Genomic DNA, 22,255 nt, shown 5'->3' on the forward strand with positions numbered 1-22,255 from the left:
ACAGCCGGGGACTTGCACCCCGATTCTCCCAAACGCGCAGGAAAACCGCGCATTCGTGCGTCTCCGCACCACCATCTAGGCCATCGATTATTACCGTCAAAATGGTATCACGCAAAAGGGCCTCGCACGCAGGCGAAGCCCAAGGTAAAAGCTATTGTTTGCGATAGGAAAATGCGGTGACGGCCGCAGCCTCTAGTGCTTGCCGCCGTGGCTGTTGAGCCAGATATTGCGGCCCAGCATAAGCGCCAGCACCAGCGCGCTCACGTAGCCAAAGAAGCCGATGACCGGAATGCCGAGGACAACCGGCTCGATGCGTGCGTAGTACACCACCGACGAACCGATAAACAGACCGGCGATCACGATAGCCATCGACATGCGGTCGATAATTCCGCCCAGCTGTCGCAGCGCCTTATCGCTGCTCATGATCTGCGTGTTCACCTTAAGCTGGCCGCGCGTGAGCATACGCGAAGCCAAGCCCAAATACTCGGCCGCCTCGAGCGAGCCTTTTGCCGCGCGATAGCTGCTCGCGGCCAGATCGCGTCCCATATCACGCACGCGCGCATAGGTGCTCTTCTCGTTTTTGATGTGCGTCTGGATGATCTGGATCATGTTGACGTTGGGCATATACTCGGTCAGCAAACCCTCGAGCGTCACCATGCCGCGGGCGAACATCGTCACCACGCTCGGCAGCTCAACGTCATTTTTGCGCGCCAGATTGAGCAGCGAGGTCAAAAACTCGCCGATATCTAGGTCCTTAAGGTCAAGGCCCGCAAAGTCAGCCACGATAAAGTCAAGATCGGACAAAAAGGCCGAATGATCGAGCTCAGCCGAGTCGCCACGCGTCACGGCGAAGCGCATGAGCGAATCCTTGAGCTTGGGCACGTCACCCTCGGCCACGGCGAAAATCATGTCCTTTACGATACCGCGATCGTGGCTCGACATGCGTCCGACCATGCCCAAGTCGATAAAGTAGACAATGCCGTCCTTGAGGATGATGTTTCCCGCATGCGGGTCGGCATGGAAAAAGCCGTCGTCGAGCACCTGCGTCGAGTAGTCCTCGACAATCGCGGCACCGATCTTTTCCAAGTCATAGCCCTCGGCCACCAAGCGTTCAGGATCGGCGATCGAAATGCCGTCGACGTAATCCATGACCACCACGTGCTCGGTGCACAGGTCCAGATAGGATTTAGGGCACGTCACGCCATGAACGCTCTTATGGAACTCGTAGAAGTCGTTGAGGTTTTTGGCCTCGGCCAAAAAGTTGGTCTCCTCGCGAAACGAGGTCCACAACTCCTCGACTACGCCGTGCAGGTCAACGAATTGATCGGTGTTGACGAACTTGGAAACGATACGCACCACCGAGCGGATGATATCGATGTCCTGCGCCATAACCTGCTGCGCACCGGGGCGCTGCACCTTGACGGCCACGTCCTCGCCCGTCACCAGACGAGCGCGGTGCACCTGCGCGAGCGATGCGCTACCAAGCGGATTGGGGTCGATCGCATCGAACATCTCCCCCAGGCGCAGGCCGTATTCTTCTTCCAGACAACTGAGTACGACCTCGTACGGTACAGGCTCCACGTCGGAGCGCAGACGACGCAGCTCGTCGCAAAAGCGTTGCGGCAGAATCTCGGACCGGTTGGCCAGAATCTGCCCCATCTTGACGAACATGGGGCCGAGTTCCTCAAGCAGGCGGCGCAAACGAACCGGCGTGAGGTTATCCCACGCGCGGTACTTTTTGACCAGGCGAACAATCTGTCCGATGCGCTCGCGGCGACCCGCCGGCGTGAGCTGGTATTCCTCGTCCGGCGCCATCGCGTCGGGCTCCTCGGGGACCATATCGACAGCGCGCGGCTTCTTGCGAGCGCCCGAGACGACGGCATCGACCTCATCGACAACCGCCGCCTCGTCACCCAAGGGATCTAGATTGTTGTAATCGGTGGTGGAATCTGCCATCTGCGCTGCTACTCGGCCTCTTCGGTACCCTTCGCATCGTCGGGCTCAACGGACTCGACGGGCACCGAGGTCACGTTGTCCTCGACCGAATCGACGATGTCGCGCACATGGGCCAGGAAGGCCGTGCGCTCGGGGGCGGTCATAACGCGGACGCGGGCAAGGATGAGCTCGTCGAGCACGCGCTGGGCCGCGGTCTCGCCCTGCATGCCCAAGCGCTCGGCCAGATCGGAGATGGTACCGCCGGCCTGCTCGAACATGTCGGACACGCTGCGGGCGATATCGGGGGTGGCGGTGTCCTTGCGCACCTGCTCGCCCTTGGTATTAAGGTCGTCGAGAACCTTCTTGCCGCCTTCGACAGCAACGGCGGCAGCGCCAAAGCCCACGTTAATGGCGCCGTTAACAAGCTGATCGAGTTTCATAACCATGGTTGTCTCCAATCACAAACAACTGCATTGGCGTTCTTGTACCCAAGATTGAGCGAAAGCGACAAAGCGTTTTAGCGCTATTCAATCGACGGGAAATCCCTACCTCACGTTGTCGTTCATCGCGAAAGAGTTCTTCATGGCGCAGCTCGTGGTGTAGAGCACCTTGCCCAGTAGAGCATCGGTCTCCACGCGCACGAGCTCGGCAAATGCCTCGTTGGCGCGGGCGAGCTCGGCAGGTACCTCGGCCTCGGACAGGGCGGCAACGGCAGCGTCAACGTCGTGAATCTGCTTGTGGCCCATGCCACCGACCTTCTCCTGATACTCCTCGACCGCACGACCGCACTCATGGAAACGGACATCGGCCAGGGCACCGATCAGGCGATTTGCCCAATAGAAATTCTCGGACGTCACGCGAGCCTGCGTGTCGGCATAGTACTCGGGCATGGTCTCGACATTGGCGTACAGCGGCACGAGCGCGTTAAACGAGTTGGAGCCAAACGCCATCCACTGCACGGCGCGATATGCCGGCTGCGCATAGGGGCGCAGCTGCAGCACGGCGAGCTGGCTGTTGCGGTTGATGCCGATGGGACGATAGGCGCCGCGCGTGGCGGGCGTACCCTTGCTGCCGTAGCAGTCGTACTCCGTGCCCTGGTAGTGGCTCGAAAGCACGTACTTGATGTCCTCGATGGTCACCTTGCGCTCAGGCACGCGGCTCCAGGGGATGTCGTCGCTCTCGGGCGTGTAATCGGCGTCGGGACCGTCCCAAACATCGCTGGGGTTGAGGCAGCGCTGCATATACCAGGCGCGCGGCGTGTTGTAGACGTGGTCGCTGTCACTGTGCGAGCCAAAGGCCTCGCGCGGGTTGAAGACCGCGGCGGGACCGTCGCCGTCGGCACCCAACGTCAGGTCCAGATGCCACTCAGCCATCCAGGAGCGCAGGTCGGACGAGCACATGTGGTCGACCTGAGCGCGCTCGGCATCGTCCAGGTCAAAGCTGTCGATACCCAGCTGGTTGGGCATGGTCACATAGGCGTCGTCGGGCACGCGCTTGGCGATCCAGTGGTGGCCGCCGATGGTCTCGAGCCACCAGATCTCGTCCACGTCACTAAAGGCGATGCCGTTGTTCTCGTAGGTGCCATAGCGCTCGAGCAGGTCGCCCAGGATACGCACGCCATCGCGGGCGGACTTGGCATACGGCAGCACCAAGGTCACCATGTCTTCCTCGCCCAGACCGCCGGGCTGCGCCGGAACATAGCCGTCCTCGCCCTCGTTGCCCTTGGCGGGCACATAGTCTACGAGCGGATCGGCGCCGCGGACGCGCTCGTTGGTGGTGAGCGTCTCGGTCGCGGACATGCCAACATTGAGCTCGTTGAAGCCGGCCTCGGCCCAAATGCCATGGCCCGGGACAACGTCGGGGACGCTCGTGTAACGCATGGGATTGTCGGGCAGCTCAACGGTCAGGTGGCTCAGGACACTCGTGTAGACACGCGGCTGCTCGTCGGGATGCACCACGCGCATACGCTTGGGCTCAAACACCCCGTTGGACGAGTCCTCGTTGCGGGCGACAAGCGTCGACCCGTCGTAGCTCGCATTCTTACCAACCAGAATCGTTGTGCACGGCATGCGCATCCTCCTTGAGTGAAGAAATCAAACGATAACAGTGTATCGCTTCGGCGCAGAAAGGGCGAAACCACGGCGCTGGCAACCCCTGTGGTCAAAAAATGCCAAATATGAGTACTGTCACCAATTTAGTAACAGCAATTTTGCTACGTATGGGTGTCGAAAGTCTACATTTGTTCAAAAATTAGATGATGTAATTCCTCATAGGTCCAATAAAATAGGCTCTCTATCGATAATAAATATCGTTAGAGAGCCTATTTGACCTAAAATATATGTGACTATCTTGGCAACAGTACTCATATTTGGCATTTTTTGTCCACGGGGTATAGAGCTAACCCCTCAAACAGCCCAAAACGCCTATTTCGATGCGCGCTCGGCCGCCTCGATCACGTGTTTGGCGAGGATCGCCGTCGTCACAGCGCCCACGCCGCCCGGCACGGGCGTGATGGCGTTAACAACCGGCTCCGCAGCATCAAAATCGACGTCCCCGACCAGCTTGCCAGCGGCCTCGTCCCAATTAATGCCAACATCGATGATCGTCTGGCCCTCGCGAACCGCATCCACGCCAATCGTACGCGCGCGTCCAACGGCCGCAACCACAATGTCGGTAGCACGGCACTCGGCAGCAAGGTCGCGCGTATGCGTGTGGCACGTCGTCACGGTCGCATTGCGCGCCGTAAGCATGGCGGCAACAGGACGCCCGATCACCAGCGAGCGCCCGACCACAGCAACCTTAGCTCCATCCAGCTCAACGCCGTAATGATCCAGCAGAGCAAGCACGGCTTCGGCTGTACAGGGGGCAAAACCCTCGCCGCCCCCCGAAAGCGTGGTGAGTAGCGAAGCGGGCGTCATGGAGTCAACGTCCTTGGCGGGATCGAGCGCTGTGGCGACGGTGTTCTCGTCAAGGCCGGCGGGCAGCGGGCGGAACATCAGACAGCCATGAGCAGACGAATCGGTATTGATGTCCTCGATGGCCGCCAACAGCTCGTCCTGCGAAACATCGGCGGGAAGCAAAACGCGGCGAGCCTCAATGCCAACCTTTTCGCAGCGCTTGAGCGCACCGCGCTCGTAGGATAGGTCGTCCTCGCGTTCACCCACGCGCACGATAGCCAACGTCGGAACAACGCCGCGCTCACGCAAAGCGGCACAGCGAACAGCAAGTTCCTCGGTCAGCGCGCGAGCAACGGGAGCACCCTTCAGCAGTTCAGCCATGGCTATCCTCTCTTCCTTGCAGCGTCGGCGGCGCGGCGCGCCAGCGCATCGGCGCGCGGCAGCCACGTATCCAGCAGCTCATCGCACGCTGCCTCGAGCTCCTCGGCGCGTGCACGATCCTTCATAGACGTGGTGTTCGCAAAGAGCGTCAAGCTCGCGCCCTGCATAGCGGCACGGCAGAACACGGCGCCGCACGCCACATCGGACAGCAGCTGACGCGAACCCTTGTCGGCCATGTCCTCGAGCAGCGCCAGTGCACGCCCGCAGGCATCCATAATGCGATACGGCGGCATAGCGGCCACATGCAGCGCATCCTGAATCGCGGACGCTCGAGCCGGATCGTCACGCGGAATACCGTACGCCGCGGACACCCGCCCATAGGCACGAACGTCCTCGGCAACCAACTCGACAAGCTCCTGGGCCAGCTCATCAGCCTGGGCAAACGCGCGCGTCAGGTCATCCGCGCGATCGGCAAGCGCGGGATTGGTCGCACCGTAGCGGGCAACCATTCCGCACAGCGAGGCGCCCAGCGCGCCCACAAAGGCGCTCGCGCTGCCACCGCCGGGAACCGGCTCGCGCGCGGCCAGCGCCTCGGCAAACCCGCGGCAGGTCTTGTCCATCATCTCTTGGCTCATACACATGCACCTTCAAGTCATATACATCGGTCGGGTGGCAACCGCCGACCGACCGCATCGATCACATAATGCTGCTAAGTCTAGCCCATAAGTACTCGAGCGTCAGCGCACCTGGCCATCGCGGATTACTATGACGAACGATAGGCGTCGGCACCGCAAACATGGGACACATGGCCCACCTTTCGAGACTTCCGGGCAGCGGCAACTGGGGCATACATATAGGTAAGGAGCCCTATGTTGGGGCAAGCTCATCACGGCACCGGACGACGAATGGAGGAATAACCGCACAGTAAACAAAGGCATCATGTGCATGCGCAACCGCCGCCCCAGCGATCCGCGGCACACGATGTCCCTGGCAGACAAGGAGGACGCCACCATGAAGAAAAAGAGCCTATCGATCCTTTCCCTTTGCATCGCCCTCTTTGCCGCGTTTGCCCTTGTCGGCTGCGGCGGGAGCGCATCGGGCGGCGGCAGCGCCCCCAAGAGCGAGAGCAGGGAAAAGGCCCCCGTCGCCAAGAAGACCGACTTTATCTGGTTTAAGGTCGAGATGCCCGAGGGCGTCGGCGTAAGCGACTCCGCCGGCAAGAATGCCGACAGGGTCCAGCTCACCTTCCCCAAAGACGAGAACGCCTCGGCCGATCGTTTTATCCCCGTTTGGAAAAAAGCGCTGACGGCCGAGGAGTCCCACGCCGACCAGGCAGAAAAGAAGGGGGATACGTTCCAGTGGAAGGATGGCGGGTCCGTCGAATATAACGGCAGGACGTGGCTCGTCGGAACGTACAAAGACAACAGCGGCATCTCAACCATCCTTTTTACCGACGTTGAACCAGGAAGCGTCTACGTCCTTATCTCGAACTTCGACCAGCACAAGAAAGGAGCCGAGGCGCTCCTCAACTCCGTCGAGTTCCCCGATGACATGGCAGAGGCAGTTTCCGAGGCACGCGAAGTCGAGATTTCGAGCATCGAGATCAAGTAACGGGACACCCGCACGCGCCTACGCGCACCAGCGCGCATGCGCCCATTAAAACAACGGGCGCCCAACCCGGGGAGGGCCGACAGCATCGGCCCTCCCCTCTTTTGTGCCCGCGCATATTGCCACTTGTCGGCGCAAATCCGGCACCCAGAATGGGACACATGGCCCACCCGAACGAGCCGCTCGCGCGTACAGTAAAGGCAGGTAATCCATGGGCGGTTACAGATCGAGGAGGACACGACCATGAAAAAGAAGGCCTTTGCGATTCTCACCCTCTGCATCAGTCTCTTTGCCGCAGTTGCCCTGGTGGGCTGCGGTGGCAGCGGCGGCGCTACCGGAAGCGGCGGTGGCGGCGGAGCAGAAAAGCCAGCCGTGGATATGCGGACCGATTTCATTTGGTTTAAGGTCGAGGTGCCCGAGGGCGTCGAAATCACGGACGTCGCAGGCGACACGGCCGACAGAGCCCAGTTTAAGTTCACCGAAAGCGAGCACGCGAGCGACCGCTTCATTCCTGTCTTCGACCCCGACAAGAACGCCGACGAGCTGTTCGACTACGAGGCAAAGTGGAAGGCCAACTCCGGATGGACCGAAAGCGACCCCGTTAAATACAACGGCAAGACCTGGCGCAGTGCTTACTTCACGCACTCGGGCGGCGTAACGACTGAGTACTTCACCGACGTTGAGGGCGGCAGCGTCTACGTGCGCATCGACAACGTCGAGGAACACAAGGACGCCGTCGAGACCATGATGAAGTCTCTGGAGTTTGCCGACGACATCGCCGAAGCCAAGACCGAAGCCATGGACGTCAAGCTCGATGATATCGAGATCAAGCGCTAAACGACTGGCGAGCGCAGCGGGAAACACGGGCACAGTGCAAACAAGCGACGATACCCCAGCGCTTCGCACCAAGGGAGGATCGGCTCGCCGGCCCTCCCTTTCTTATGCCGATAGCCGGCGAACGCGAGGGTGCCGGACGCCGGAACCGCCCCAAATGTGGCAACAGTACGAAAACGACAAACACCTCAACACGTCCGCCCACCGATTTATTGCGCCGCGCAGACAATTAAACCAGCATCTTTAAACATCTGGGCAGTATATTGACCAAAACTATCGCATAACCGCACGCTGCGAATGGAGGAGTTATGACCGAACACCATGCCATCAGCCGCCGAGCATTTACGCTGGGCTTAGGTCTTGCGGCGCTGTCGCCGCTTGCAAGCCTGCCAGAAACCGCGGCACCGGGCATTCCCCTGCGAGCGGCATTTGCAGACGACACGCCCAAACCGGCGGAGCACCTCGGTAATTTCGTCATTCGCCTTCGCCCCGCGGGCTATTTTCGCACCGCGAGCGTCAACCAAGACGGCAACGTTCGCGGCAACGTCTGCCACCTGTTTAACGACGGCACGTCCAGCAAGCTCATCCTTGAGAACGTAACGACCAAGAATGACGATACAAACTGGTATGCTATCCGCACCTTGCTCAATTTCGAAGAGCATAAAAAGACGGGCTACAGCATTTGGTCGGTCGACGACGACTCGGACAAAGATGGAAAGGTCATCCACGTATGGGGCGGCGAGTATGACAACAAGCCCAGCCGCGCTTTTGCGTTCGAGTGCCAATCAAACGGAACCTATATCATCCGAGACCGCACGGTCGAGAAAGAAACCGAGAAAAAAGACATTAAGTACTTGGCAATAGAATCGAACGGCAAAGACCAGGACAACAATAAGATCTGCCATAAGAGTAAGAGCATTCCGTGGGAGCTCGAACTTATCGGTTACGACATGAAAAAGAACGATGCCACGGTTAGCAGCCTCGACTGGATCACGTACAGCAGCTACGTCGATGGGCCATGTTGGATGAAATACGTCGACGACAACAAGTTCCTCGACGAGCTGAGCATCCCGGGTACGCACGATTCGGGCACCTGCAGCGTGGACAACGACACTGAGCCCCAATCCTCGCAAGTAAAATGCCAGCAGGATTACATTCCCACGCAGTTGCTCGAGGGAATCCGCTATTTTGATATCCGACTCGGAAAGGGCGACGACCCCGGTATCGACCACGGGATTTTCTACCTACTCAAAAAAGACGGGAACTATCTGCATCTCTCCGATGTCATCGGGTACTTCAAAACGTTTTTGAACGAAAACCCGTCAGAAGCGCTCATCATGCTCGCATCGCGCGGCAACGATGAGGCTACCGACGAAAGCATAACGACGGCCTTCGCCAAGGTTATGGCCGATAACCCCAACCTGTTCTACACATCGAGCCGCGTTCCCACGCTACACGAGGTGCGCGGAAAGATCGTTCTGCTGCGTCGACTTAGGCTCGCCGGCAACAGTGTAAGCGGCCATACGTGGGGCCTCGACCTTACCGAATGGGATGACAAGATCAAGACTCACTCCGACAGCACCACTATGTGTCTCGTCCAAGACGCGCGGGGCTTTGAAGCCGCGGGGGAAACAGGCGACAAAGAGCCCTATTGCACCAAGGTATACGCCCAGGACAAGTACAAACTCACGGGAACCGACAAGCTCAGCTGGGTCGATAATGCACTGAAGGAAACGACCGGGCGCACGCGCAACAAGGTGGACGTCGTGGACGATGGCGAGGCCAAGGTGCAAGCGCAGGAGCGTTGCTGGTCTATCAACTACACCAGCTGCACGGGCTTGTCGCACGGAGGCAATCCTTTTACCTCGGCACGAGTAGTCAACGAGCATCTGTATAAGAGCCCGTACATCAACCCCAGCGGCAACGAGGAAACAAAGTCAGATTACCTCAAGCACATTGGCATCATCGCATCCGACTTTGTTGATGCGGCACTGGCACGGAGCATCTACCAGCGCAATTACAATTACGATACGAAGCACACGCAGTCCGCTTCGTGCTGCCTCCCGACCCGCATGCGCATGACGTACGGCGACTCGCTGAGCGATGCCTCGCTCCAGGATGGCAAGACCGTTGGCGAGGGCCATTTCCGCCTCGTCGACAGCAGCAACGTACTCAACGTGGCGGCTTCGGGCCATGCGTTTACCATCGAATATGTTGATGTCGACGCCTTGGGCAACGAGACCGTTACGGAGCTGCGGGGTCATGTGCCCATCGATATCGATCCGCGCGCGTTGACGCCCCATTTTGAGGGGCTCGAAGGCCTTAAGGCCGGCGAAGACGTGCGCGCCAAGATTGCGGCATCACTCGAGGGCAAGCTCGAAACCGATGCCTGCACGGCCCAGCTCGAGTTTGTGCACGACGCGGACGGCGCTCCGGGCACGGCAATGGTCGAGGGCGAAACATTTGCCGCAGGAACGTACTGGGTGCGCGCGAACGGTCTTTTGGGCGACGCGGCGCAAAACTACAAGCTTGCTAATGACGGAGCCGCGAGCTTTACCGTGACGGCTTCGGGCAACGCAGGCGCTACGGACACCGGCGACGGCAACGGCACCAACGCAGGCGGCGCCGACAAGAACGACAAGGGCAACAAGCGCAAGGGCTCAGGCGAAAAGCTTGCCGGCACAGGCGACGGCTCTGGCATCGCCGCCGGGCTCGCTGCCGCCGCCGTGGCGACGACAGTCGCCGGCGCAGCAATGCTTGCCAGCGACCGCGAAAACGCTGGGGACGACAGCGAATAGGCAAGCCGACCCTTTTGGACACATCGGCTCGACGAGGGGCGCAGGACACCGTTCTGTGCCCCCTGATTTTTACCTTGGCCAGAACGCCGCCATACGCTACATCACCATGTTCAGCGCGTTAACAAACTCCTGGGCCTTCGCACGACTGCTCAGGTTAAAGACACAAGCGGTCAACAGCCTGTTACGCAGGAAAACGTCGCGACCCTTGATCCTGTTGACCCCCGTGATGTCCTTAAGGTAGACAATCTCGGTGTGCCTGTCGCCAAAAGTGCCCTTCTTGAGCACCTCGATACGATTGGGGTAGATCTTAACATCTTTAAACCTACCCGAACCTTTGTCCTGGAATAGCAGCGTGTTGTTGTCCATACGCGTCACTCCCGTGGGGTTCGCTAAAACTGTCTCTATTGCCACATTTTAGTCACCGCAAGGCTCCCATGCGAAGGTGCCAGACAGCACAGCAATTCGTGTCCGCGCGAGGCTTTAAACTAGATGCGATAAAGATGCATTCCACAAGAGGAAAGTGGGGCGACAGTGATGGGCGAACTGGTAAACCGTGGAGAATCGGCAATCGTGCCCGAAGGTTTTTACAAGCAGGTTCCTCGATTCTCAACGCCGCTCGCGACAAGGCCTATACCGCCATTAACTTTGCGATGGTTGAGGCATATTGGGAGATCGGCAAGAGTATTGTTGATGAACAGGGCGGAGAGGAGCGCGCCAAGTATGGCGATGCACTGATCGACGAACTTGCCGTTAGATTGACTAAGGATTTTGGCAGAGGCTTCAACGCCAGAAGCTTAAGATACATGCGTCAGTTTTATCTTGCGTTCCCAATCCGGAACGCACTGCGTTCCGAATTGAATTGGACACATTACCGCAGGTTATCGCGTATAACCGACCCTAATGCTCGAACATGGTACATGAACGAATGCGCCGATTCTCGCTGGAGCACGCGTCAGCTCGAACGCCAGATCAACACCATGTTCCGCGAGCGCCTACTTACCAGCAAGGACAAAGAGGCCGTCACCCAGGAAATCCAAGAGAGCGCCCCGGCTCGTCGCCCCGAGGATATCATCCGCGACCCATATGTACTGGAGTTTTTAGGTTTCTCGGACGATGCTACGTTTCGCGAGAGCGATCTAGAGCAGGCACTCATCACGCATCTTCAGAAGTTCCTGCTGGAGCTTGGTCGTGGCTTCGCTTTCGAGGCGCGCCAAAAGCGCATCACCTTTGATGGGCGCCATTTCTATATTGACCTTGTGTTTTACAACTATCTGATGCGCTGTTTCGTGCTCATCGACCTTAAGACCGATGACCTTACGCATCAGGACCTGGGCCAGATGCAAATGTATGTGAACTACTACACGCGTGAGCTCATGAACGAAGGCGACAATCCGCCCATAGGCATCGTGCTCTGCGCGGACAAAAGCGATTCGATCGTCGAGTACACGCTGCCCGAAGACAACGACCAAGTGTTTGCCGCCAAATACCTGCCGTATCTTCCAAGCAAGGAAGAGCTGGCACGCGAGCTGAGTGCCGAGTACCGCGCCATCAACGAAGCGACTAATGGCGAAGTGCAAGGATAGCAGCACGTTGCGACCGATACCCCCGACGGCGCTCCACATCACCCGGGAAAAGAGGAGCTTTCCATGACACACAGACCGAAAACAACACTGCGCGACTGCATCTATGGGCTTGCCGTCGGTGACGCGCTGGGCGTTCCCTACGAGTTCAGACCTCGTGGCACGTTCGAATGCACCGACATGATCGGCTACGGCACGCACGAGCAGACCGCCGGCACCTGGAGCGACGACACATCTATGACGCTCGCCACCTGCGACTCCATCAGAGAGCTCGGCCGCATTGACACCGAGGACATGCGCGACAAATTCGTGAGCTGGATCGCCAACGACGAGTACACGATTGATGGCGTCTTCGACTACGGAGGAACGACCGCCCGCGCCCTTCGCTCCGGCAAGGGTGGCTCCGGCGAGCGCGACAACGGCAACGGCTCGCTCATGCGCATCGCACCCCTGGCGTTTGCCGATGCAACAGACAAAGAGATCCGTGAGGTCTCTGCAATCACCCACGCTCATAGAACATCGACCGAGTCATGTGTCAAGTTCATCGAACTGTTGAGGTCCGAGATGGACGGCGCGCTCCCCGAATGGACACTCTGTCTGAAAGATGCACCCGAGCACGAAATCAGATCCGGCGGCTTCGTGCGCGACACGCTTAAGGCAGCCACTTGGTGCTTCGTCAACACTAACAGCTACGATGATTGTGTGCTTGCCGCCGTCAACCTGGGCGACGACACCGACACCACCGCAGCCGTCGCAGGCGCCCTCGCCGGCGCAGCATACGGCATGGACGCAATTCCGCAGAAATGGATCGACACCCTGCGCGGTAAAGAGTTGATTGAGAGCTGCTTGTTTTAGGGCGCCATTCAAGAAATAAGGTAGGAGGCATCATGGAGAGGAAGATCGCGAATATCGATGAGTTCCAAATGGGCGAAAACGAGACCCCGATACTCCCAACGGGACTGATGGAGGAAGAAAACCTTTACGTCCTTCCCGACGGGCGCTACCTCCCCTGCGGGGTCTACCGGACCGAAGATGGCGGCTCACTCATTTATGAGCCATCCGGGCTCAGCTTCTTCGGGCAGATGCTTGCTCAATTCAAAGAGAGCTAAAGGCTTGATTGCCCGTCAGATCGACACTGCTCCAAACCAGGGGGTGGATAGGATGTCTCCCACCGCGGCCTGTGAGGTAAAATCTTGACCGCCGCGGAATCCGCCTGCGGGCAACGCTCCGATCTCCGATTGGGGTGAAGCCTATGAACTTGTTTCTTGAAATCCTGCGCCTCTCGATGTATGTGACCGGCATTGCCCGGAACCTCTACTCGATCTGGCGGGAATATAAGCAGTAACGGATAGCGAAGGGAGTCATAGAAAAGGGTCGGTTGCAGCCGACCCTTTAAGACGATAGCACCTGCGTTGCCCGCGCTTCCAAAGTTGACCGACTGAGGAGCGGGTTCCGCGGCACATCCTGATTTTACCCAGTGGCAAGGCTCTTTTACAGCCGTTCCACCGTTTATTTACATCTGCCAATCAAGACGAGACTACTACGCACCTTTATTACACACGATATTTTCAGCCTGGTATAACCAAGTTCAATAATAGAATGCAAATCCAACCACCGTGTCTGATTACAAAAAGATTTTTGCCTTTTCTGCAGCAAACTCTTCCTCGGTAAGCACTCCACTATCACGCAGCGTTGCAAGCCTCTCAAGCCTTGCAACTACATCAATCACTATCCGCCAGCGTCTCAATAGTCTGTGAAACCTGCGGATACCGCTCAAGCTCCTTCGATAGGGCATCGACTATCTCGGCAATATTCTTTGCATTTTTGCCCCCGTTTAATACGTTTGCCCTGACCTTAGATGACGACTTGACAGTAACGCCAGATCCGCCTTCAACTGGAACAACCGAAATACTGATATTTTCGCCCCAAGACCAAAGGCTCATACCAATCTCGGCTGCAACTGTTCTTGTTGTGGGCGATGCACTATCAACTTTTACTTTAGGCAGCTTTTCCATAGCTGCCTTCAAGGCATTAAACGTGTCGTCAGGAGAATACGGTACCTGAAGCTGCTGATCCGCAAAACCCATAATCTGGCCTCCGCTTCTTACAAGATTAAGGCTATCGGCAATGGTAGCACGTTCCCAGCAGTCTTAAATTCGTCTCATGACCTTGCGATGCAGCCCGACGCCCCGGCTCCGCTTCCCTACTTCCCAAAGATCGCAGCGAACAATCCCTTGCGCTTGGGTTTTTCTTCTCGGTAGGAACCCTCGGCAGCCGCTGCCACCTGACGTGGCTGCTCGTCGCCTCCACGGCGCACAATTTGGTACAGGAATGGCGATTTGATGTATTTGACCTCGACGGGCGTGGCGTGAACGGTGCTTTCGCCGGACAGATGCAGGCTCGGATTGAGCGGCGCCACAATATGCGTCTCGCGCTTGTCGCTAAACACCACCGCCGCCGCACGGCCCGTCTGGCCGTTCACGGCAATGCGCACCTGCTCGCCATTACGTCCATCCGACGCGGGACGATCGACAAAGTAGACCGGCACCATAACCAGGCCGTCCTTGTGCTTGCGGGCCTTGCGCGCCCAGGTGCGGATGCTCTTTTTATTGAGCCCCAGGAAAGTCTCGGCATCGTTGCCAACAATGTCGAGCGCCAGCTTGTCAATGACCACCTGGTCCTTGGTGGACGCATCGACGGAGACAACGCGGAAGTCGCCTTCCTGCATGGCCGGGTCGAACGACCCAACCTTGGCAAAGTCCCATGGCTCCAGAATGCCCATAAGGCGAACGTCCAGGTAGTTTGCCCTGGGATATGCCCAGTCGAGCACCTCGTAGTACACCAGGGTCTCCTTGCTCAGGCCCTTGCCCGGGAAGGACGCCATCATGCGCAGGTCCGCGAGCGCCATGGGGAAGTAGAAGAGCATCATGTCGTTTTGAATCGCGTCTTCCACATCGTGACCGGCAAAGGCGTCTGGATATCGGCGCACCAGCTCAAGCGCATTGGCGCGCGCCTGCTGCGGCGTTATCTCGCAGGGAATACCCTGCTCGGGCACATATTCCGCACCAACGCCCATAGTCAGGCGCTTGCTAAACGTCCCCGGCTTGAGCAGGTCGGCGACACCGATCTTATTGCCGCAGGACGGGCACTCAAACACGCGCTGGGTCGACTCGCCCTCAAAGGACGCTCCGCAGAAGGGACAGGGGATGCTCACGTGCGTGGCCTCTTGGAACTCCTGGGCCGTGCCGCGGTCTTCCCACAGCAGATGCTCCAGAACCGACTGATTGCGCCAGTGCTCATTAAAGAAATACCAGTCGGGGTCCACCGGGCGCTCGAGCTGCGACACATGCGTGAGCTTAAGCAGCCCATCGACAACCGTCAGTGGCGTATGGCGAATGCCCAGGGCGCTCTTGGGCTCCCCCGCATCGGCCTGCCACGGAACGACCGTGCCGCAATAGGCGCACTCAAAGCTGCGTTTAGCCTGGTGTGAGTACATAGGGCCGCCGCAGTTTTGGCATTTAATGGCAAACATCTCGTCCATGAATACGTCCTCCTTTGCACTGGGGCTGTCGACATTAAGTATGTTGGGCAGGTAAGCACGTGCCCATACCCATGTGGCCCAAAATCGAGCACCCAGGCAGACGAGAAGGCTCGCTCGTTAGCACCGGCAGACTATTGCTGCATTTTCTGAGTATCGGTGCACGGCGCCCCCGCGCGAGCTACACTATCCCCTTAAACATGATTGTGAGGACGACCGCTATGCTATTTGTAAATCGGCTGGTACATACGCTTGTTCCCGGCAGCGAGGGCGAGCCGGTCGATACCTCCCGCCGCACCAACGCGGGCTTCGCCGCAAGCCTCATCTGCATTGGCCTCAACATCACCTTGTGCCTGGCCAAGGGCATCGCGGGCCTGCTCGCTGGCTCCGTCTCCCTCATCGCCGACGCTTTCAACAACCTCTCCGATGCCTCGAGCAACATCGTGAGCCTGCTCGGGTTCCGCCTCGCCAGCCGCCCGGCAGACGAAGGCCACCCCTATGGCCACGGCCGCTACGAGTACCTCGCCGGCTTGTTTGTCGCCGTCCTGGTTTGCGCCGTCGGCATCAACCTGATCCTCGAGTCGGTCACCAAGATCATCAAGCCTTCCCCCACCGCTTACACGCTCGTTTCCCTTGCGGCACTGGCTACATCCATGCTCGTTAAGCTCTGGATGGCCGCATTCAACCGCGCGCTGGGCAACCGTATCGATTCCGAAACACTCATTGCCACAGCACAGGACTCCAAAAACGACGTCATCACCTCGGGCTCGGTCTTGGTGGCGGCGCTTATTTCGCAGACGACCGGCTTTGACCTCGATGGCTGGGCAGGCCTGGGTGTGGGCATCTTCATCTGCATCAGCGGCATGGGCCTAGTGCGCGACGCCATCAGCCCGTTGCTGGGGCAAGCGCCCGACCCCAAGCTCGTCCAGGCAATCCGCGACAAGATCATGTCCTATCCGCAGGTCTTGGGCACACACGACCTGATGGTGCACGACTACGGCCCCGGTCGTCAGTTTGCCAGCGCTCACGTGGAGATGCCCGGCGAGGGCGACGCATTTGAGCACCACGAGATCCTGGACACCATCGAGCACGACATCAAGCGCCAGATGGGCATTGGCATCACGCTGCACTGCGACCCCATCGCGACAACCGGCGATGATTTGCGCGGCTGGGTCAAGCGCGGCGTTATGCAGATCGACCCCGCGCTCTCCATCCACGACCTGCACGAGCACGACGGGTTCGTTTCGTTTGACCTGGTGCGCCCCGACGGCTTTGACATATCCGACGAGGAGCTGCTGGAGCTCGTCACGCGCATCGTGCACGAGCGCCGACCCAATGCCTCATGCGTCGTTACGTTTGACTCGGGCTTTAGCTCGCCCGACCGTCCGGCTGAACAGCTGTAGCCCGCTTAACAGCTAGTTTCCCTGCGCGCCCGAGATGCCGTTTTGCAGTGCATTCCAGGCACCCGTCGCCATGTCGCCCAAGTTCTGCGCGGTGTCGCCCAGGTTTTGTGCCGTATCGCCCAGCTCTTGCGCCTTGTCTCCCAACTCCTGTGCCTTGTTGCTCAAGTCCTCCAGCGTATTGGAACTCGAGCTGTCGGTACCGCTTTGGCCGTCGGGCGAGTTGCCCGAGCTATTCTTGTGCGTGAGTTGAATTTCGAGGTTGCCGCTGTCGTTATAGTAAGCAGAAGTAACGACCCAGTTGGCATCGATGACGGGCGTTGAGCCATCATCAGTCAGGACCACGGCATTCGAAAGATTGGCGCCGCGCGACTTGAGAAGTTTCTTGGCGTTGGACCAGTACTGCCCCGGGATATCGCTCAGATCGACGGTGCTAGACGAGGCGGACTCGGTTTGCTCGGCAGCGGTATCAGCCGTTGAACTCCCTCGCTTGTTGAGCATGCCCGACACAATGGCAAACACAACCGACAGCGCAAAGAAGATCGCCAGCACGATGAGGATCTTCTTGATCACGCTCGACGAACGCGACGGCTTCTTCTCCTCGTCCTCGCCATATTGCGGAATCGACTTGGGGTACTCGCGATACGGCTCGCGCGACTCGTAGCGAGACTGCGCCGTGCGAGGCATATACGTCGTCTGCTGAGGCTGCGGAATGGGATTTTGCGGCAGGTCATCATAGGGATTCGGCGTCGAGGCGGCATAAGAATCCTGCGGCGCGTAATCAAACGGGTCCGGAGCTGCGTTGCCATAGGGGCCTTGCGAAGATACAGCATAAGAATCCCGCGCTGTGTCGCCATAGCCCATAACCCGGGTTGGCTCGGCAGAAGGCTGCGTCGCGGCGGGGTCGGTATAACCGGGGTTGGGAACAACGCGGGTCGCATCGGCGCTATCGCCAGCCTGCGCAGAACCGTAGCCGCCCATCACGGTTGTCTTGTCCTGATCCATGCAACGATTCCTTTCCGTCGCCCGTAAGCATCAAGTTATCCATGCATTCTACCCGCGCAAAAGCCCGTGACGGACAGAGCCCGTCCATATCTACAAGACAAGCGCGGCTAGAAAACAAAAGCCCCGCCGGGCCTTGGTAGGCGCGACGGGGCGGGCAAGCAGCTATGGGCAACAAGCTTAGAACAGGCCGGTGATGTTGCCGTCGTTGTCGACGTCGATGTTCTCAGCCGCGGGGACCTTGGGCAGGCCCGGCATGGTCAGAACACTGCCGGTCAGTGCGACCACAAAGTGGGCACCGGCGGAAACCTTGAGCTCACGCACCGTGATGCGGAAGTTCTCGGGAGCGCCCAGGGCCTTGGCGTTGTCGCTAAAGCTGTACTGCGTCTTGGCCACGCACACCGGCAGGTTGCCAAAGCCGTTCTCGCGCAGCTCGGCGAGCTGGCGCTTGGCGGCCGGCGTAAAGTCAACACCGTCGGCGCGGTAGACCTTGGTGGCAATGGCCTCAAGAGCGTCGGCCACATCGGCGCCGTCCTCATAGGCAAACTTGAGCTCGCTCGGCTGCTCAATCAGACGCATGACCTCATCGGCAAGCTCGAGCGCGCCCTCGCCGCCCTTGGCCCAGACCTCGGAAAGCTTAACGTTGACGCCGAGCTTCTGGCACTCGGACTCGATGAGCGCAAGCTCGGCCTCGGTGTCCGTCGGGAAGCGGTTGATGGCGACTACGCAGGGCAGACCATAAACGTTCTGGATGTTGTCGACGTGACGCAGCAGGTTGGGCATGCCGGCCTTGAGTGCCTCGAGGTTCTCCTCGTTGAGGTCGGCCTTGGCGACGCCACCGTTGTACTTCAGCGCACGAGCGGTCGCGACGACCACGACGGCGCTGGGGCGAACGCCCGTCATGCGGCACTTGATGTCGAGGAACTTCTCGGCACCCAGATCGGCACCGAAGCCGGCCTCGGTAATGGCGACATCGCCAAAGCGCATCGCCATACGCGTGGCCATGATAGAGTTGCAGCCGTGGGCAATGTTGGCGAAGGGACCGCCGTGGACAAACGCGGGCGTGCCCTCGAGCGTTTGCACCAAGTTGGGCTTGAGCGCGTCCTTAAGCAACGCGGCCATGGCACCCTGGGCCTTAAGGTCGCGGGCACGGACGGGCTCGCCGGCAAAGCTGTAGCCGACGACGATCTCGCCCAGGCGCTCCTTGAGGTCGTTAATGCTCGTAGACAGGCACAGGATTGCCATGACCTCGGAGGCGACGGTGATATCGAAGCCGTCCTCGCGCGGCACGCCCTGGGCCTTACCGCCAATGCCGTCGATGACGTGGCGCAGCTGACGGTCGTTCATATCGACGACGCGCTTCCAAGTGATGCGCTTAACGTCAATACCGAGCTGGTTGCCCTGTTGAATGTGGTTGTCGAGCATGGCGGCCAGCAGGTTGTTGGCAGCACCGATGGCATGGAAGTCACCGGTAAAGTGCAGGTTGATATCCTCCATGGGGATGACCTGAGCCCAGCCGCCGCCGGCAGCACCGCCCTTAACGCCAAAGACGGGGCCAAGCGAAGGCTCGCGCAGGGCCACGGCGCTCTTGACGCCGCGACGGCGCAGGCCGTCGGCCAGACCGATGGTCGTGGTGGTCTTGCCCTCGCCCGCAGGCGTTGGGTTGATAGCGGTCACGAGGACGAGCTTGGCCTGGTGATCAGTCGGCTCGTTGAGCAGGGAATAATCGACCTTAGCCTTGTCGAAGCCGTACGGAATCAGGTGCTTAACGTCGACGCCGGCGTTCTTGGCCACCTCGGTAATAGGCAGCGGCGTGACAGAACGTGCGATTTCGATGTCAGTAGGCATGGGCGGTCCTTTCGTTACCGAATGAGAAAAAGACCAATTCAGCATAGCACGGGCGCGCAATAGTAAAACACCCGTAACCGATGAATGGCGATATGTTTATCCAATGCTCAGCGATAGCTTAACAACCCGCCAAAACAAAGCGCCCTAAACGGTAGGTTCAATCCCCAAGTGCTCAAAGGTGCGAAGCGTTGCCTGGCGGCCCTGGGGCGTGCGAATCATCAACCCGCACTGCAGCAGATACGGCTCATAGACATCCTCGAGCGTGCCCGGGTCCTCGCCCACCGCGCTGGCAAGGGTCGTAAGTCCCACGGCACGACCGGAGAACGTCTTAGCGAGCGTCTCCAAAATGCGAATATCCATCCAGTCCAGACCGAGCTCGTCGATCTCGAAGAACTCGAGCGCCTGGCGACAGATATCGAGCTCGATGGGGCCGTTGCCGCGCACCTGTGCGTAATCGCGCACGCGCTTGAGCAGGCGGTTGGCAAGACGTGGCGTGCCGCGCGAACGCGAGCCGATCTCGAGTGCACTGGGATGGTCGATCGTCACGCTCAGGATAGTCGCCGAGCGCGTCACAATCTGCGCGAGTTCCTCGACCGTGTAGTAATCCAGGCGATATGAAATGCCAAAGCGGTCGCGCAACGGGCCGGTCAACATGCCTGAGCGGGTCGTTGCTGCTACCAGCGTAAACTTGGGGATATCCAGGCGAATCGAGCGCGCCGCCGGACCCTTGCCAATCACGATATCGAGGGCAAAGTCCTCCATCGCGGGGTACAGGACTTCCTCGACCGAACGGTTGAGGCGGTGGATCTCGTCGATAAACAGCACATCACCCGGCTGCAAGTTAGTAAGGATGGCCGCCAGGTCGCCCGTGCGCGCGATGGCGGGGCCACTCGTGGTCTTGATCTGAGCGCCCAGCTCGTTGGCGATAACCGTAGCCAGCGTGGTCTTGCCCAGACCCGGAGGGCCCGAGAAGATCACGTGGTCGAGCGTCTCGCCACGGCTCTGCGCCGCTTCGATCAACACGCGCAGGCTCTGCTTGATATGCTCCTGGCCGCAGTAATCGTCCAGGCGCTGGGGGCGCAAAGTGCGATCGACATCGAGGTCCTCGGCCGTCAGCTCCGAGCCCACCATGCGCTCGCCGTGCGCCATGGATGCCGCCGGCGAGTTGCCGGGCGTCGCCCACAGGTCCTGAGAGTCATCGGCTTCCCACATCACGCATCCATTCCGAGTCGCTTAAGCGCCGCGCCGAGCAAATCCTCGACACGCATATCCTGCCCATCATACCCGCTCAGGGCAACATCGGTCTCCTGCGGGCTAAAGCCCATGGAAAGGAGCGCCGCACGGGCGTCATCGATGGCCGAGGGAGCGGCAGCGGGCACGGGCATCGCAACCTGGCCGGGAATCACGTCGACCGGCACAAAGCCCTTGTCCTTGGCAAAGGTGCTCTTGAGCTCCAGGATCAGACGCTGAGCTGTCTTTTTGCCCACACCGGGCACCTTGGCCATGCCCTTGTCGTCCTCGGCCATCACCAGCGAATACAATTGCCCCACGGTATAGGTGGAAAGCACGGCGAGCGCCAAGCGCGGGCCAACGCCCGAGACAGACACGAGCCGATCGAACATCGTGCGCTCATCCTTAGAGGAAAAACCGAAAAGTGTCATGGCGTCCTCGCGCACCTGCATACGCGTGTAGAGGCGGACCTCGCCGCCGGGCGTCGGCAACATGGCCGCAGTGCTGCCCGAGATGCCGAGCTCAAAGCCAACGCCCGACACATCGACGACAGCAGAGCTCATCGTGGCCTCGACAAGCGTTCCGTGGAGCTGGGAGATCATCAGTATCCGGTTCCTCTCTGTTGATAGAACTCGCCGCCGGTAAGCGCCCGGGTGCGGCTGAGGTTAACGTGGCAGATGGCGCAGGCCAGGGCATCGGCGGCATGGTCGGGATGCGGGTCGTGATCGAGCTGCGTGAGCGTACGAACCATATACGCGACCTGCCGTTTGTCCGCAGCGCCGGTGCCCACAACAGCCTGCTTAATCTGCATAGGCGTATACTCGCCAATCTCGAGCGCGCATTCCGAAAGCGCCACGAGCGCGGCGCCACGGGCATGCGCCGTAGGGATGGCCGAGCGAACGTTGGCGCCAAAGTAAATGCTCTCGATAGCAGCGGTATCGGGTCGATAGCGCTCCACGACACCCTTGAGGTCGCGGGCGATATGCGACAGGCGCACCGCGAGCGGACTGCCTGCGCTGGTCTCGATGCAGCCATAGGCACGGCAGCGAACCTCGCCACGCCGCTCCTCGATAATCCCCCAACCCGTATGAGCCAAACCGGGGTCGATGCCCAAAATAACCAAGCCAACCTCCCCTCGCCACAAGCGCAGCGCAAGACAAGGCCCCGCGCATCATTCACGAACGTCTGTTCTAGAATAACACAA

20 protein-coding genes are annotated in these 22,255 nt (G+C 59.4%); 7 read left to right on the plus strand and 13 right to left on the minus strand.

The genetic code is table 11. From position 1 onward, the window contains the following. Window positions 1-192: 192 nt before the first annotated feature. The 5 genes from CHY22_RS02150 to CHY22_RS02170 form a co-directional block, all read right to left on the minus strand. Window positions 193-1,956 (minus strand): lipopolysaccharide core heptose(II) kinase RfaY, encoded by a 1,764-nt coding sequence (locus tag CHY22_RS02150; RefSeq protein ID WP_089572128.1) that lies wholly within the window; start codon window positions 1,954-1,956, stop codon window positions 193-195. Between the two features lie 8 nt (window positions 1,957-1,964). Continuing rightward, window positions 1,965-2,381, minus strand: coding sequence for a hypothetical protein (locus tag CHY22_RS02155; RefSeq protein ID WP_089572130.1), 417 nt, complete (start codon window positions 2,379-2,381; stop codon window positions 1,965-1,967). Between the two features lie 99 nt (window positions 2,382-2,480). Beyond that, window positions 2,481-4,004, minus strand: a complete 1,524-nt coding sequence (locus CHY22_RS02160; protein WP_089572132.1) for a C69 family dipeptidase — start codon at window positions 4,002-4,004, stop codon at window positions 2,481-2,483. A 354-nt stretch (window positions 4,005-4,358) separates the two neighbouring features. Next, on the minus strand, window positions 4,359-5,213 hold the full coding sequence (locus tag CHY22_RS02165; RefSeq protein ID WP_089572134.1) for a bifunctional 5,10-methylenetetrahydrofolate dehydrogenase/5,10-methenyltetrahydrofolate cyclohydrolase: 855 nt from the start codon (window positions 5,211-5,213) through the stop codon (window positions 4,359-4,361). Window positions 5,214-5,215: 2 nt separating this feature from the next. Continuing rightward, complete coding sequence (locus tag CHY22_RS02170; protein ID WP_158551156.1) at window positions 5,216-5,848, minus strand: cyclodeaminase/cyclohydrolase family protein; 633 nt, start codon at window positions 5,846-5,848, stop codon at window positions 5,216-5,218. A gap of 376 nt (window positions 5,849-6,224) precedes the next feature. On the opposite strand from CHY22_RS02170, the gene CHY22_RS02175 reads away from it, so the two are divergent. From CHY22_RS02175 to CHY22_RS02185, 3 genes are all read left to right on the plus strand, one after another. After that, entirely contained in the window at window positions 6,225-6,824 is a 600-nt protein-coding gene (locus CHY22_RS02175) for a hypothetical protein (RefSeq protein WP_143759199.1), read from the plus strand. Window positions 6,825-7,064: 240 nt separating this feature from the next. Beyond that, window positions 7,065-7,658 (plus strand): hypothetical protein, encoded by a 594-nt coding sequence (locus CHY22_RS02180; protein WP_089572140.1) that lies wholly within the window; start codon window positions 7,065-7,067, stop codon window positions 7,656-7,658. Window positions 7,659-7,963: 305 nt separating this feature from the next. Then, window positions 7,964-10,453 carry a phosphatidylinositol-specific phospholipase C gene (locus tag CHY22_RS02185; protein WP_089572142.1) on the plus strand — a complete coding sequence of 830 codons (2,490 nt, stop codon included), beginning with the start codon at window positions 7,964-7,966 and terminating at the stop codon, window positions 10,451-10,453. Between the two features lie 96 nt (window positions 10,454-10,549). Here CHY22_RS02185 and CHY22_RS02190 read toward each other — a convergent pair whose 3' ends face one another. Beyond that, window positions 10,550-10,819: a hypothetical protein gene (locus CHY22_RS02190; protein WP_089572144.1), complete on the minus strand. Its 270-nt coding sequence runs from the start codon at window positions 10,817-10,819 to the stop codon at window positions 10,550-10,552. 134 nt (window positions 10,820-10,953) lie between these two features. Here CHY22_RS02190 and CHY22_RS02195 point away from each other — a divergent pair, with 134 nt between their 5' ends. From CHY22_RS02195 to CHY22_RS02205, 3 genes are all read left to right on the plus strand, one after another. Beyond that, complete coding sequence (locus tag CHY22_RS02195) at window positions 10,954-12,036, plus strand: PDDEXK nuclease domain-containing protein (protein ID WP_168170411.1); 1,083 nt, start codon at window positions 10,954-10,956, stop codon at window positions 12,034-12,036. Window positions 12,037-12,099: 63 nt separating this feature from the next. Next, window positions 12,100-12,888: an ADP-ribosylglycohydrolase family protein gene (locus CHY22_RS02200; protein ID WP_089572146.1), complete on the plus strand. Its 789-nt coding sequence runs from the start codon at window positions 12,100-12,102 to the stop codon at window positions 12,886-12,888. 32 nt (window positions 12,889-12,920) lie between these two features. Further along, complete coding sequence (locus tag CHY22_RS02205) at window positions 12,921-13,142, plus strand: hypothetical protein (RefSeq protein WP_089572148.1); 222 nt, start codon at window positions 12,921-12,923, stop codon at window positions 13,140-13,142. Window positions 13,143-13,754: 612 nt separating this feature from the next. Here CHY22_RS02205 and CHY22_RS09920 read toward each other — a convergent pair. Further along, window positions 13,755-14,120 (minus strand): DUF1499 domain-containing protein, encoded by a 366-nt coding sequence (locus CHY22_RS09920; protein ID WP_143759200.1) that lies wholly within the window; start codon window positions 14,118-14,120, stop codon window positions 13,755-13,757. A gap of 116 nt (window positions 14,121-14,236) precedes the next feature. Next, complete coding sequence (locus CHY22_RS10055) at window positions 14,237-15,574, minus strand: hypothetical protein (RefSeq protein ID WP_089572151.1); 1,338 nt, start codon at window positions 15,572-15,574, stop codon at window positions 14,237-14,239. Window positions 15,575-15,792: 218 nt separating this feature from the next. Here CHY22_RS10055 and CHY22_RS02220 point away from each other — a divergent pair, with 218 nt between their 5' ends. After that, entirely contained in the window at window positions 15,793-16,974 is a 1,182-nt protein-coding gene (locus tag CHY22_RS02220; RefSeq protein ID WP_089572153.1) for a cation diffusion facilitator family transporter, read from the plus strand. Between the two features lie 12 nt (window positions 16,975-16,986). On the opposite strand, the gene CHY22_RS02225 is transcribed toward CHY22_RS02220, so the two are convergent. From CHY22_RS02225 to ruvC, 5 genes are all read right to left on the minus strand, one after another. After that, window positions 16,987-17,976, minus strand: a complete 990-nt coding sequence (locus CHY22_RS02225) for a hypothetical protein (RefSeq protein WP_089572154.1) — start codon at window positions 17,974-17,976, stop codon at window positions 16,987-16,989. A gap of 177 nt (window positions 17,977-18,153) precedes the next feature. After that, complete coding sequence (locus tag CHY22_RS02230; RefSeq protein WP_089572156.1) at window positions 18,154-19,821, minus strand: formate--tetrahydrofolate ligase; 1,668 nt, start codon at window positions 19,819-19,821, stop codon at window positions 18,154-18,156. Window positions 19,822-19,965: 144 nt separating this feature from the next. After that, complete coding sequence (gene ruvB, locus CHY22_RS02235; RefSeq protein WP_089572158.1) at window positions 19,966-21,033, minus strand: Holliday junction branch migration DNA helicase RuvB; 1,068 nt, start codon at window positions 21,031-21,033, stop codon at window positions 19,966-19,968. Next, entirely contained in the window at window positions 21,033-21,653 is a 621-nt protein-coding gene (gene ruvA / locus CHY22_RS02240; RefSeq protein ID WP_089572159.1) for a Holliday junction branch migration protein RuvA, read from the minus strand. The genes ruvB and ruvA overlap by 1 nt, the downstream gene beginning before the upstream one ends. Then, a complete protein-coding gene (gene ruvC, locus CHY22_RS02245; RefSeq protein ID WP_035137351.1) occupies window positions 21,653-22,174 on the minus strand; it encodes a crossover junction endodeoxyribonuclease RuvC in 522 nt (173 codons plus the stop codon). The genes ruvA and ruvC overlap by 1 nt, the downstream gene beginning before the upstream one ends. Window positions 22,175-22,255: the final 81 nt, after the last annotated feature.

The organism is Collinsella sp. TF06-26, from assembly GCF_002232035.1.
Lineage (GTDB): Bacteria > Actinomycetota > Coriobacteriia > Coriobacteriales > Coriobacteriaceae > Collinsella.